Origin of the sequence: Sphaerisporangium sp. NPDC051011 (assembly GCF_040653595.1) — a bacterium.
GTDB lineage: Bacteria > Actinomycetota > Actinomycetes > Streptosporangiales > Streptosporangiaceae > Sphaerisporangium.
In genome coordinates this window covers 513,398-526,696 of record NZ_JBFAGG010000001.1, presented here as the reverse complement: position 1 = coordinate 526,696, position 13,299 = coordinate 513,398, and the positions used below count along the sequence as shown (strand labels likewise).

Genomic DNA, 13,299 nt, shown 5'->3' with positions numbered 1-13,299 from the left:
CCGGCAGCCGCTTAAGAGCGGTCGGCGGGTAGCGGTGGATCGTCGATCAACACCCCGAAACGACGGGAGTAGCGCAGCCGGTATCCCTCAACCGCGCACCGGTCATCGCGAAACACCAGCGCCCGATGCCGACCCAGCCACGAATCGCTGGCGAAAGCCCTGGGTACCGATTGCCGCTGGATCGCCTCGACCAGCCCGTAGGGCACATCGAATGGCGCGATCAACCGGACGCGGGAGTCCAGCAACTGGCCGACCACTTCGATGGCAAGCGGAACGTCGGCGGCCAAATCGACCGGTGTGCTGCCCTCGACCGGAAGGGCTCCTCTAGGGGTCGCCCGGAACACCACTACATCAGCAATGGCCCGAACGGCGTCGGCCAGGTCGTACTCAGTTCCGCTCATGAGGACCGCTCCTGCTGCGCGTTCTGCCGGAATACGTCGCCCGCACGGTCATATCCTTCAGCGAACGATCAGGTTCCGGCGGCGGAAGATAGATCACCCGCACGTCAGCACTCTGACTGTCGGTCCTCCTATCCAGCTGTTCATCAGCCGTCTCCCCACCCTTCCAGCCAGGCGGATACGACACCGGGTTGTCGCCGTACACCTGCTCCACCAAATCGGACACCTCGGTGGGTGAATGGATGTGGCGGCGATCCCTGAGCAGCGCCCAGGTATGCCAGGTCAGCGCCCGCGGGTACACCGCACCGGTATAGGCAGGAAGCACCGGCCCTGTAGCGGACTCCGCTACACCCGTGATCGCTAAGGTCAGCTCAGCCAGATGAGGGAACCGCCGGTGGACAGCGCCGTGGCGCTGCACCCGGCCCATGCGCTGGATCAGGCTGTCGATCGGCGCCAGATCGCTTACCAGGCCATCGAAATCCAGATCCAGGCTCGACTCCAAGACCTGCGTCCCCACCACAATGGCCCGAACCGGCCGACGAGGGTTACACGACTCACCTTCCTCAGGAGGACCAAACCGCTCACGCAGCTTCTCCTCAACCTCATAACGCGCCCGGTCCGCCATTTGCCCCGTGATAACGAACAACTCCGGACGCTCCTGCGCAGGAAGCTTTTCGATCGCCTCTTCCAACTTGGCGCAGGTGCCCTCCACGCGGCGGACCAGATTGTGCACCACCGCCAGGCACCCGCCTTCACTGACCTTGCCGAGCAGCCAGTCCATGAGTTCTTCATCGGCCACCGTGACCAGCTTCATCGACCGGTCAGCGTTGAGATCACTCACGGCCACGGGGAACGTCTCGACCTCCTCGGCAGTGGCATAGGTGATGCGGGGATATGTGGATGTCTGCCGGTAAGGGATATCGCCCTCGTTACTCCCCAGGCCGGCACGCCAGTTGGCCACCAGTTGCAGACGACGATGCGCAGGCAATGTCGCCGACAGTAAGATCACCGAGACGCCGAGCAAGCCTAGCCATCCCAAGACCCGGTCGAGCAACGTCGACATGTAGGTGTCGAGGGCATGCACCTCATCGATCACGACAACCTTGCCGGACACCCCCGCCAACCGGACGAAGACGTGCTTGGACCTGATCCCCGCCATCAGCACCTGATCCCACGTGCCGGCCCCTACCGGCGCGAGCAGTCCCTTGTTACCGGTGAACCACTCACGAGCATCCGACTCGGTCGAACCACCTTCGTCCTGGCCCACGCAGACCGGCCGGACAACGCCCCTAGCCCCGTGCGTCGAAGCCTCGGCGGCGAGGAACTCACTGGCGCTGCCGTGCAGCAACCTCACCGCAAGGTCTGCCTGGTGGAACTCCAGCATCTTCCTGATCTCGCGATACGCCTGATTACTGGTCGCCTTGGTCGGAGCCGCGAAATACAGCCCAAGCCCATCACCGGCCACGCCAGCCGACCGGCTCATCTGCGCGGCAGCCTGCAAAGCCGCCTTCGTCTTCCCCTCCCCAGTCGGCGCCTCCACGATCAGCAACGTCGGCGCCTCAAAGACATGTCCCAACGCCTCGACAGCCACCTGAACCGGACGCGGCCCGGTCTTGAAAAGGCCGATGAAACTCGCATCCTCGGGCGGCTGCCAGGGCAACCAGCCCAACCGCTCTACAGCAACCTCAGCCCGATCCCTAGCCTCAGCGACGTAGGCGTCCAGATCTACCGCGGCACCCTTGTAGGGAAAGTTCTGCATGTCGGAGGCGATCCAGTCACTTGCGGAGGTCAGCCCGCTCAGGGCGACAAGAAGCCCCAGGTCGAGCCGCACCTGACCCCACGCCTCCTCTGGAGGCAACTGCAAACCCCGTAGGCCGATTAACAGGTGGACAAAGTCATCACACCAGCCTTCCCAGATCCTCTCTCCGTGATCCCTCTTCTTCTTACGAGCTTCACTCACCGAGGCACTACGCGGAAAAAACCCGTGGTGCCCACCAAGCGCATACGCGACATCCTGCGCTGTGCGCTGCAGTGCGCCCCACCGCTTCAAAATCCGCTCAACATGCAGCGCGGTGAGCACTCCATGGGGCGTATCCACTCGCTGACCGAGCTCTTTGTTATCAGGCATCTCAAGGAGCATGGAAGCCGCCGGCTCACCCATCAGCCTCGACGCAAGGTCACGGCGCCGGGCTTGGAAAGCCGGAGACAGCTTCCCGAGATCATGCAGTCCACTCAAGAACGCTGTCCAGGCGCAGGCATCACCGATCGGCGCGAAAGCCGCCGTCAGCCTCGCGCGCATCCACTGGCTGAACAGCTTGGCGAACAGCAACTCCGCCACCGCCATCGTGTCGATCGCGTGACAGATCAACGGATGCGGGACGTCCCCTGAGCCCGCCTTGCCCCACGGCGCCCGCAGGTCAAACTCGGACCCCCCGAAACCGCCCAATATACGTCCTCACCACTCTAAAAAGACTTAGTCGCAGCAGGACCAGGATCATACACACGAACAGCGCCACATGCGTGCGTAACCGAACGCGATTTTGATTCACGTAGTTTATGCCAGACTGCCCGCCAAAGCGCCAATTACTTCCATATCTGACCCACGGTGCATCGCCGACCGAATAACATGACCCATCGTTGCATGGGTGAGCCTGAAACGATCTTCGCGCTGGCGAAGCACGAAACTTGCAAACTACAGACTGAACCTTCCTTTCACCGCCCAGAGGCGAACCCCAGGCCAGCGCCCACGCGATGTCCTCATGTGCCGGTCTCCAACGCCTGTGGGGGTGAACCGGACATCTACTGTGCGATGGCCGGGACGATCCCATCCTCCCCACGCCCGTGGGGGTGAGCCGAGGATCTGCTTGCGCGGGTCGTCACCTGCCTGGTCCTCCCCACGCACGTGGGGGTGAGCCGGTACGGGCGCCGACCACCACCAGCAGCCCCAGGTCCTCCCCACGCACGTGGGGGTGAGCCGGGGAACGCCGACGCGTTCAACGTGTCCGGCACGTTCTCCCCACGCACGTGGGGGTGAGCCGACTTACCGGGTCGAGTGGATGTATGCCGACCCGTCCTCCCCACGCACGTGGGGGTGAGCCGAGGGCTGCCCGGTCTGTGCCTATGAGATCGACGTCCTCCCCACGCACGTGGGGGTGAGCCGAACCCCGGCTCGGAGCGGACCCAGACGATCCGGTCCTCCCCACGCACGTGGGGGTGAGCCGCGCGACTTGACACGGTCAGGGCGGCAGTCGCGGTCCTCCCCACGCACGTGGGGTTGAGCCGTACTCGGGCGTGCCGAACTGGGGGCAGCCGCAGTCCTCCCCACGCACGTGGGGGTGAGCCGTCGTTCGCCGCGCCCACCACCACCGGCTGGCGTCCTCCCCACGCCCGTGGGGGTGAGCCGTCCCGGGAGGCGGAAGGTGAGAGCCGCCTCGTCCTCCCCACGCCCGTGGGGGTGAGCCCGCCAGGATGCCCGCCGCCTTGCTACCGCACGGACCATTGGGATGCGCGCCGGGGCGCGGTCACCTCTGGCGTAGTGCGGCCTGTGGCCCCAGGTGGATGCGTCGTTCTCGACATAGGGCGAGCGGTGCCGGTTCAGGATTGGGGGTCATGAGCGCGGCGAGGATCAGACTGACGACTGCCACCCGGCTCGTGCTCGATGTGCTGCTGGCGTCCAGCGCAGATGACCCGGTGTGGGGGTATCGCATCTGCGAGCTGGCCGGGCTGGGCTCTGGGACGGTGTACCCGATTCTGGAGCGGTTGGAGGAGGCAGGGTGGATCAGCGGGGACTGGGAGCAGGGCGATCCGACAGGGCGGCCGCGCCGCCGCTTTTATGCCCTCACCGGCTCAGGACGACGGCTGTACGAGGCCGCTGAGAGTTCCCGGCGTGCGCGTCCGTGGCCTGCCACGGCGCTGTTGCGAGAAGGACGCACGTGACCACTGATCTGTCCCCCGGCAGAACACACCCCCGGGAACCTCCTCGGCTGCGGGGCCTGACAAGACCGTGCCGGTCAAGGACACCTTGCTACGCCTGGCCGGGGTGGTGCGCTGCGCCGTGGCCGGCACAGCCATCCTGGGCGCGACCGGCGCCGCCCGCGCGGTCGGAGAGCTGGCCGGCGGCGACGGGGAGAGCCTGCTGAGCCTGCCGGTCGGTGCCATCGGCGCGGTGTTCACCGCCGCGCTGATCGCCCTGGCCGTGGCGTTCGCCACCGATGTGCTCAGCGAAGGCCACAACCTGATCATCACTGCCACCCTGAGTCTGGTGATCTTCTCCGGCGCGATCGCCGGGCTGATCGCCGGATGGACCCCAGCCGTCGCCGTGGCCGGAGAGAGCCTGGGCATCGGCGGACCAGTGGTGAAGCCCTTCAGCCAACCGATTTCGCCGCTTTAGCTACATGGTGACCGCTTTCCTTGGTGGGCGCGATTCAATGATTTGCCGTTCACATTCCTTGGCTGCAAACTTCCCTCCATCAATTCTCCTTGTCGGTATATTCACCGGGCGACGGCGATCCGTGAGGGACGCCGCCTCCACGAGGTCAGCGAGGTCCATTGGCACCGGGCCCTACCCCGGGCTGGTCGCCTACTACCGGGACGTGCAGGACTGGCGTGTCGTCCGCACCGTCGAGCATCGCGGCGTCACGGCGCACGCTCTGGCGGGTCTCCGCAGAGATTCCGTTTGGGGTACGGGTGAGTTTCGCCGAATGCAGCAGCGGGGCTTGGCCTTGGCTGGTGACGGCCACACGGTCGAGTGGCAGGCCGAGCAGGCCGGCGGCCGTTTCCTTGAGGGCATCAAAGGTCTCAGGGTCGGCTGGAGCGAGCACGTGAACAGTGACCTGGTCAACAGCGAGATGGCGGACCAAAGCGCAGCGTCGCCCCAGGACCGGCCCAAGCGCGTCGAGGGTGTCACGCGGCCACAAGCCGCCGATCGGGTAATCGTCGGCGCGGCCAAGGATCCGGAGACGGCCGTGGTCGTCGATATGCCCGAGGTCGGTGGTACGCAGTACGGGCCCGGACGGAAGCTCGGCGGGGTCGAGCGGAACGCCAATGGCGGGGGTGGTCACTTCGATGATGGGTCGTCCCGCCTCGGTGGTGATGGTGGTGCCCACGCTGGGCATCGCGGTACCTACGGTGCCGAGGGAGGCGGTAACGGCTTCGGTATCGAAGTGGGTGAGGGAGGCGGTTTCGGTCAGCCCGTAGCCTTCGCGGACATCGACGCCGCGGGAGCGGTAGTAGGTGATGGCGGTAGTGCTGAGCGGGGCGCCGCCGGAGTCGATCAGCACGTGGCCGGGCAGGCGCATGTCCGTGGTGACCTGGTCGAGGACGACAGGGTTGGCCAGGACGACCACCCGATCGGCAGTGGCCGCCAACCGGACGGCGTCGAGGAGGACGTCGCGGAACGTGTCGGCCAGGTGCAGTCGGGCACCGAGCCGGGCGGCGAGTAGCGCGCTGGCGACGAAGGTGAAGTTGTAGGCGGCGGGCAGGGCAGTGATGATCACGCTGTCGCGCGTGGTCTGGTAGATCGACTCGTACCAGGCGGTGACGATGTCGAGTTGGTGGCGGATGAAGCCGTAGCCGCGGGGGTTCCCGGTGGTACTACCGGAGCTGAACATGGCCAGATCCCAGCCGTCGCGAGCGCCGCTCCCGCCAAGCGGCCGGGTAGCGACGCCCTGGTCACCGATCTGGAGCCGGGTGCCGACCGGCAGGGCTCCGTGCACGCTGTGCCCGGATTCTCCCGGGAGCAGGACGACACGGTGCCCGTCGTCCAGCGCGGACGCGGCGCACGCGGCGATCGCGGCCTGGCGGGTTCCGGCGATCAGGTACGTACGCCGGTCGCCTGATGCCCGCCTCAGCGGCGGGTGGGTCTCGGCGGCGAGTCTGCGGGCGGCGACGGGGCCGGTCGTGGTGGTGGAGATGCGCCACTCAGGCATGCCACACCTCTACCTTCGCCGTGCGGTGGCTGCTGGTCACGAAGCGGGCGATGGTCTCGACTGCGGCCGTCAGGATGGGCAGTGGCCGTTGACCGGCGCGGGACGGCGGTGGTGGGGTGCCGGGCGTCGCGGCGCGCATCGGCACGCCGATGTCGGGCAGCCGCACCAGCAGCAGCGCCAGGCCGGGCGGCGGGATGTCGGCGGTGGCGTGCCGGAAGGCCTGTTCGGCTGCCGCTTTCACCGCGGCGTAGGCGAAGGTGCCGGTGATCTGCTGGTCGATGACATCGCTGGAGATCAGCACGACGGGCAGCGGACTGTCCGCGTCCGGGCGGCTGGTGGTGGCCGCGTGGAGGAGCTGGAGGTGGGCCAGACAGTTGACCTGCACGCATTCGGCGAACGCGGCGAGGTTCAGATCGCCCAGCGCGGCGCGGGAGTCCTGCCCGGCCGCGCACACCAGGGCTGCCGGTGGCGGGCCGGCCGCGATGTGCGTGCAGGTCTCGGCGGTAGCGGCGTGGTCGGACAGGTCACAGGCGATGAACCGGTCGACGGAGCGTACGCGCGCCGGGCGGGCCCGGCCGACCATGAGCAGTGGGCCGGGCCAGTCGGCGAGCCTGTCCAGCAGGGCGGTGCCGACGGTTCCGGACGCCCCGGTGATCAGCAGGGCGCGGGGCTCATTCATCGCAGAGCACCAGGCGGCCGGTGGCGGTGTTGAAGTGCACGGTGACCAGCCTCAGCGGGAGACCGAGCAGGTTCAGCAGCGCGCGGACCCGGCGCTGCTGGACCTCGTAGTAGTCCTCCAGCACGTTCAGGTGCGCGGTCACCGGGCCGGCTTGGTCCAGGACGTCGTTGACCAGGGCGGTGATGTGCCGGTCGGGGCGGTGCGGGTCGGTGACGTCGCCGAAGATGGCGTAGTAGCCCGCCAGGGCCGCCATCTTCGTGTCGTGCGGCTGGCCGGTGGACAAGATGGCGGCCGCGTGGTCGTGGACGCCGTCGGTCAGGTGGTACCGGTCGGTGAAGTAGCGGTCGAACCGGGCGGGGGCGGTGCGGTAGATGAGCAGCGCCGTCTCGAACATCACGCAGCCGGTGATCGGGGCCTGGCCGTCGATGCCCTCGAACACTTCGCAGTGGCTTCCGTCGCCGAGCGCCAGGAACAGGTTTCCGCCGCGGCGCTGGTACCGGTCGGCGAGCCGGGAGTTGTTCATCCGCTGGTACAACGCGACGACGATCGACCGGATGATGGGCGAGGACTCGCAGATCAGGTGCATCGGTGCCGCGCCGAAGGTGCGGCGCAGCCAGGTGCGGTAATGGTCCGGGGTGAGCCTCACCAGCACGTGGTCGTCGTCCATCATCGGCGTCAGCACGGGGGGCCGCTGTTGCCGGCCGGCCAGCAGGTCGACCAGCGCGTGGCCGATCGCCGTCCCGGTGTCCTGGTCGATGTCCAGGTCACGGTCCAGGTGGATGTGCCCGGACTCGATGCTGACCAGGTCTGGCCCTGTGTAGCCGGACAGCAGTTGGCGCGCCCGCACGGCCATCTCGGCCGGTGCGGCCTGCCGTCCTTGGGGAGGCGGGGTGAGTAGCGCGGCCGTCGTACCGTCACCGGTGAGGATGGTCGTGCCGTCACCGGCGATCCGCAGCCGGTAGGCGTCGTCTCCCAGGTCGACCTGCGTGGTTTCGCCGTCGGACGCCGTGGTGATCGTGGGGAGCTGGCGGGCGACCCGGCCGATCACCTCGTCGGCGACCGCCGGTGTGCCGGGCTGGTAGTCCCAGCGGACGATCGTCGCGTGGCCCGGGGCGTCGGACTGGGCCACGACCAGCTCGATCCGCGCGGGAAGCTGCTGCTCGTGGGCGTGGGCCCACAAGGCGAGCGCAGCCTCGGCCGGGGTGAGGTACGCCAGCAGCATGGACAGCTCGTGGCGGACCTGGCGGCGGATGCGGCGGCGCGGGCAGCGCACGGCCATCCAATAGTCCGGGCTGGATGTCGGGGCGGCGGTGGTCAGATCGGCGGCGGCGTCGCTCTCGGCAGGGTGGGACTGGCGCAGGCAGGGCGTCGGCAGCGTCCGGCCGCGCTGGGTGAGCCGGGCCCGGGTGACCACGACGAGCTCCGACAGCACCTTGAGCGAGTCGGGCAGCCTGTCTGAGCCGCGGAGCCGCCGCAGGGCGTGTTCGTCGATGCCGCCGCCCAGGCCGAGGTGCCCGATGTCGACGATCCGGGAGAAGTGCACGAGCTCTTGCTGGATCTCGCTCGGCCCGGCGGCCAGGTGGGGCGTGCCGTCCTCGAGGAACGCGGCGGCCAGGTCCACCACGTCGACGTCGCCGGCGTCCTGGGCGGTGTCGGCGAGTGCGGACAGGAACGCGGCCGGGGTGTGGGCGCCGTGCAGGGCGGCCAGCACGGCCAGGCGGCGCAGGAGCCGCTCGAACGCGGCGTCCACCTGCTCGGGGGGCAGAGTGGCGGTGGTCGCATGGTCCAGCGGCGAGTAGGCCGCCAGCAGGTCACGGCTGAGGGTGGTCTGATCGCGGTACGTGCTGGTGAGGATCATGGATGTCTCTCCAAGCATCGGGTGGGATGCTCTTGAGGCAACACCGTCGGTGGCCCGCGTCCGACCCCGCGTCGCGGGGAACAACCCCTGCGGGGATTCCCCGCTCGGCGGGGAGGACACACCGGCCGGCGCTGCCGTATGGTCGCGCCGGGGCTCATGTGCTTTTGCGAGGGAAGGGCAGGGGCCGTGACGGACGCGGGTATCCGCCGCCAGATCAACGACCTGCGTACGGCGCTCCATCGTCAAGGCGCGTCCACCCGGCAGATCGCTGCGGTGATCAGCGAGCGGTTACACCTCAATCCCCGGGTGGCGTTCCGGCATGCGGTCGGCCTGTCCCAGGCCCAGGTCGCCGACTTGTACAACCGGCGCTGGCCCAGCGAGCACCCCAAGACGTTCAAGCAGATCTCGTACTGGGAGTGCTGGCAGGGCCCCGGATCGCCCGCCTCGTCGGCGTCTGCCCGCGCCCCCTCCTACGAGGATCTGGTGCGGCTCGCCGCGCTGTATGGATGCCTCGTCGATGATCTGCTGCTTGGGCCACGCCACGCCCCCATGACCACGGCGGCAGGCACCCCCTGGCCGGCCGAGGGCCTGTCCGGCGCCGACGCCAGCGATTACGCTGACGAAACTGGGCATGATGCGCTTATCACCGTCGCTATCCTCACCGGCGAAGGGACCACCACCGTGAGGCTGTCGCGCCGCCAATTCACTGAGCTCCTGGCCGCAGGCGGTCTGGTGGCCATGCTGCCCGGAACCGAACCGGTGCCCGAGCGCGGGGCCGCCTACTTCCGGCAGGTTCTGTCCGCTCACCAGTCCGGCCATCACCTGATTGATCCCGCCGCGCACATCACCGCGCTGAGCCGGCAACTGGGCCGCATCGAGCACAGCCGCGGCGCCGTATCCCGGGCCGACGCCCGTGAACTGCGGCAGGTGCAAAGCGAGTACGCCGAGCACGTGAGCTGGCTGTACCGCGAACTCGGGCACCTGGCCGCCTGCCGCGCCTGGATCGAACGCGCCGTCACCTGGGCGTTGGAGGCCGGAGACACCTCCATGGTCACCTACATGATGCTCCGCAACGCCAGCATCGCCCTCGACCAGCGCGATCCCGCCCAGGCGATCGACCTGGCGCGAGCCGCACAGCACGCCCCGTGGCAGCTTCCGTCGGTCCTGCAGGGGGTGGCCAAAGCCTACGAGGCGCGCGGGCACGCGCTCACCGGCACCGTGGCCTCCGCCGAACTCGACGACGCCACCCGGCTCATCGCCACCCGCAGCGTCACCTCGGGCCCCGCCTACCTGCGGTTCTTCGGCACCGACTTCGCCGATGTCCAACGCGCCACCTGCTACGTGGACGCCGGAACCCCCGCCAGGGCCGTCACCATCCTGCAAAGCAAGATCACCGCCCTGCCGGTGTCCCACCATCGCGACCGCGCCGCCTATCTCGCCAGGCTCGGCGCCGCCCACGCCGCCGATCAGGTACCCGACGCGGCCGCGATCGCCGCGATGGGATCACTGGGCGAGGCCCGCCGCGCCGGATCGGAACACGTCCTCGCCGAGCTCGGGCAGATCGACCGGGTCCTGACGACCCGCTGGCCCGGCCAGGAAAACGTCCGTCAGTTCCACGACGCGCTGCAGTCGACAACCGCCGCGTGACCATACGCGTCGATACCCTTTCCCCACAGCCGCATCGTTTCGAGCGGGGGACCTGTTCATGACCGCACCAACCGCCACTGCTCTACGGCCGCAGTGGGACGCCCTGCCCACCGGCCTACGCGCCGGTCTAGCCGACCTGCTCGGCGGTATCGCGGTGGCCGACGTGCAGACCGGCGGATTCACCCCCGGCCTTGCCGCCCGCCTCCGCCTGGCCACAGGCCGGCACCTGTTCGCCAAGGGCATCCCCTCCGATCACGCGCTCGCAGGAAAGTACCGGACAGAGGCCGACACCGCCCGCGCCCTCCCAGCGACCACACCGGCGCCTCGGCTGCAGTGGACCGGCGAGATCGCCGAATGGGTCGTGCTGATCTTCGACGACATCGAGGGACGGCACCCCGACCTCTCCCCCGGGTCACCCGACGTCCCCCGGGTCGTGGCCGCGGTCGCCGGCCTCGCTGAAGTGCTCACCCCCTCGCCTCTGCCCCAGGCGCCGGACGCCACCGCCGAACTGGCCGCCATCGTCCACGGCTGGGCCGAGCTGGCCGACGCACCGCCCCTGGATCTGGATCCTTGGGAATGCGCTCACGTCAACCGTCTGGCCGAAATGGAGTCCCACTGGCTCAGGGCAGCCGCGGGCCCCACGCTGTTGCACGGAGACATCAACGCCTCGAACCTGCTCATCGACGGCACCGGCGGAGTGCATCTGATCGACTGGGCACAACCGGCGTGCGGAGCGGCGTGGATTGACATCGTCGACCTGATCCCTCACTTGATCTTGGCCGGGCACGATCCGGCCGCGGCTGAGTGCGCGGTCGCCGATGTCCCCGCCTGGAACGGCACCGACCCAGAGATGATCACCAGCTACGCAGTAGCCTTCGCCGGATACTGGGCTCGCACGTGTCGGCAGCCTGCCCCACCCATGGTTCCGTACCTGCGCGGCTACCAGCGGCGTGCCGCAGGAGCCGCTCTCGATTGGGTCAGGCATCGCACCGGTTGGTAAAGCCCGCTTCTTCGGGCCGCAGAGCCGTCCCCCGTGAACGATATGAGGCCCCGAAGCACTCCCCTGGGGGCCTCGTGGAGGGCCGGTCAAAGGATGTAGTCGATGTTGGACGTGCAGGTCAAGGTCGCCCACGGGGAGCGAGAACGCAAGAGGTCAGCGGGCTGCGGTTCGGCCGTGTCGGTGGTGGGGGGATGACTTTCGGGGGGTGAACTGGGACAGGTCGTGGATGTGCAGGGCCTTTTCTATGTCGGCGACCCGGTGGACCACGGCGGTGAAGCCGCGTTGGCCGAAACGGCGGTGCTCCTCGGCCTCGAAGACCTCACCCAGGCGGGCGAACTCCCTGGCGGGCGTCACCTTGCGGAAGACGGGGAACACCACGGTGTCCTCCCGGGCCTCGTGGGGCTCGTACATGCGGATGAAGGCGGCCATGTCGGAGACCAAGGCGTGGCGCTGGTGGGCCGAAACCCTGGAATGGTGGGTGGCGGCAAGGATCCGGGCGGTCACCTCGCGTCCCCGCTTGTGCTGCACTTCCAGGACCGAGACCGTGTGACGGAGTCTGCCAGCCTCGCGCAGGCGCGGGAAGACGTATTTCTCTTCCAGGTACTCGTGGTAGCGCTCGATGAAGTCGCGGATGATGCGGGCCGCGGCGTGCAACGGCTGGACGGGCACCTGCTCGCCGCGCTGGATCCGCCGGATCCCCTCCCGGTACACCAGCAGGATGCTCTTCAGCACCCCGTGCTCCCGCATGAGGTCCTCTGGAGGAGTCACCCCCGGCTTGTGCCCATGCCCGTGGACCTGCGAAGGGGACGCCGCCGCGAGAGCTGGCGTGTCGGATCCGGGATAGACGGCGAGGGGCACCGCGCCGGCCAGGGCGACGGTGGACAGGCTTATCAGGTCACGGCGGCTCACCGCCGGCAAGTGATGATCTTCCACAATATCTCCGTTTTGCCCGGTTCTCGGCTTTCACCGCACGCACCCGCGTGTGCACGGGAGAGGTCCCCCGTCCCGCCGGGCCCCACGCCGACACGTGGGTAAATGCTTGATCCGCGGCATTGCCTCCGACTCCTCCCGCCTCAGGTCATGTGACCGGCCCTGGCAATGCCTCACCCGGCGCGGCCAGCCCGAAGACGTCGCCGGAGCGGTAACGTTCCTCGCGGGACCTGGCCGCAGGATCCATCACCGGGCAGTCCGTGCACGTCGATGGCGGGTACCTAATGCACTGGAAGGACGGATCCATGATCGAACGCGTACGAGCCATCCTCATCACCCCCTCAGGCAAACTGCTCACCATCAAGCGGGTCCGGCCGGGCGCCACGCCGTACTGGGTCTTGCCTGGCGGCGGGGTCGAGCCGACCGACGTGAGTCTGGAGGCCGGACTCGCCCGGGAGATCCGCGAGGAGCTCGACGGCGAGGCCGTCGTGCGCGCGCTGGTGCAGGTCAACGAGGATGGCGACCAGCGGGAATACTTCTACCTAGCCCGTATCGCGCACTGGGATCCGGACCGGCGCACCGGCCCGGAGTTCGCCGACCCGGCGCAGGGGGAGTACATCGTCGAGGAGATTCCGTTGACCGCCGAAGGCATCGGGGGTATCGCGCTCAAGCCGACCTCGATAGCGGACCTGATCGCCGACCATGCCACTGAGCTGTTCCATCTCGCCGATCTGCGGACACAACCGGTCTGATCTCCTGAAAGACAGGGTCCCGGCACATCGGGACGACCGGTTCGCATGTCCGAGCAGATCACGGCCCCGACAGCAGCCCCATCGCGGCGCCCGGCGAGACCGTGCCCC

At 68.4% G+C, this 13,299-nt stretch carries 11 protein-coding genes and 1 CRISPR repeat array; of the genes, 5 read left to right on the top strand and 6 right to left on the bottom strand.

The features are described from left to right. Positions 1-11: 11 nt before the first annotated feature. A complete protein-coding gene (locus AB0H21_RS02325; protein ID WP_358510342.1) occupies positions 12-401 on the bottom strand; it encodes a hypothetical protein in 390 nt (129 codons plus the stop codon). Continuing rightward, positions 388-2,844: a CRISPR-associated helicase Cas3' gene (gene cas3, locus AB0H21_RS02320; protein ID WP_358510339.1), complete on the bottom strand. Its 2,457-nt coding sequence runs from the start codon at positions 2,842-2,844 to the stop codon at positions 388-390. The genes AB0H21_RS02325 and cas3 overlap by 14 nt, the downstream gene beginning before the upstream one ends. A gap of 319 nt (positions 2,845-3,163) precedes the next feature. Continuing rightward, a CRISPR array of direct repeats spans positions 3,164-3,860; the repeat unit is 29 nt; unit sequence GTCCTCCCCACGCACGTGGGGGTGAGCCG. Positions 3,861-4,007: 147 nt separating this feature from the next. Here cas3 and AB0H21_RS02315 point away from each other — a divergent pair. Further along, a complete protein-coding gene (locus tag AB0H21_RS02315; protein WP_358510336.1) occupies positions 4,008-4,334 on the top strand; it encodes a helix-turn-helix transcriptional regulator in 327 nt (108 codons plus the stop codon). 67 nt (positions 4,335-4,401) lie between these two features. Beyond that, positions 4,402-4,788, top strand: a complete 387-nt coding sequence (locus AB0H21_RS02310; protein WP_358510333.1) for a hypothetical protein — start codon at positions 4,402-4,404, stop codon at positions 4,786-4,788. Between the two features lie 145 nt (positions 4,789-4,933). Here AB0H21_RS02310 and AB0H21_RS02305 read toward each other — a convergent pair whose 3' ends face one another. The 3 genes from AB0H21_RS02305 to AB0H21_RS02295 are packed head-to-tail and all read right to left on the bottom strand — an operon-like array spanning position 4,934 to position 8,862. Then, complete coding sequence (locus AB0H21_RS02305) at positions 4,934-6,325, bottom strand: AMP-binding protein (protein ID WP_358510330.1); 1,392 nt, start codon at positions 6,323-6,325, stop codon at positions 4,934-4,936. Continuing rightward, positions 6,318-7,004 (bottom strand): SDR family NAD(P)-dependent oxidoreductase, encoded by a 687-nt coding sequence (locus AB0H21_RS02300; RefSeq protein WP_358510327.1) that lies wholly within the window; start codon positions 7,002-7,004, stop codon positions 6,318-6,320. The genes AB0H21_RS02305 and AB0H21_RS02300 overlap by 8 nt, the downstream gene beginning before the upstream one ends. Further along, on the bottom strand, positions 6,997-8,862 hold the full coding sequence (locus tag AB0H21_RS02295; protein WP_358510324.1) for a hypothetical protein: 1,866 nt from the start codon (positions 8,860-8,862) through the stop codon (positions 6,997-6,999). Before AB0H21_RS02295 ends, AB0H21_RS02300 begins: the two co-directional genes overlap by 8 nt. Positions 8,863-9,048: 186 nt before the next feature. On the opposite strand from AB0H21_RS02295, the gene AB0H21_RS02290 reads away from it, so the two are divergent. Together AB0H21_RS02290 and AB0H21_RS02285 are read left to right on the top strand one after the other, a co-directional pair. Then, positions 9,049-10,509: a hypothetical protein gene (locus tag AB0H21_RS02290; protein WP_358510321.1), complete on the top strand. Its 1,461-nt coding sequence runs from the start codon at positions 9,049-9,051 to the stop codon at positions 10,507-10,509. A 58-nt stretch (positions 10,510-10,567) separates the two neighbouring features. Further along, a complete protein-coding gene (locus AB0H21_RS02285; protein ID WP_358510318.1) occupies positions 10,568-11,509 on the top strand; it encodes a phosphotransferase in 942 nt (313 codons plus the stop codon). A 153-nt stretch (positions 11,510-11,662) separates the two neighbouring features. Here the strand turns inward: AB0H21_RS02285 and AB0H21_RS02280 are convergent, their stop codons facing one another. Beyond that, complete coding sequence (locus tag AB0H21_RS02280) at positions 11,663-12,418, bottom strand: hemerythrin domain-containing protein (protein ID WP_358510315.1); 756 nt, start codon at positions 12,416-12,418, stop codon at positions 11,663-11,665. A gap of 326 nt (positions 12,419-12,744) precedes the next feature. On the opposite strand from AB0H21_RS02280, the gene AB0H21_RS02275 reads away from it, so the two are divergent. Further along, entirely contained in the window at positions 12,745-13,191 is a 447-nt protein-coding gene (locus tag AB0H21_RS02275; protein ID WP_358510312.1) for an NUDIX domain-containing protein, read from the top strand. Positions 13,192-13,299: the final 108 nt, after the last annotated feature.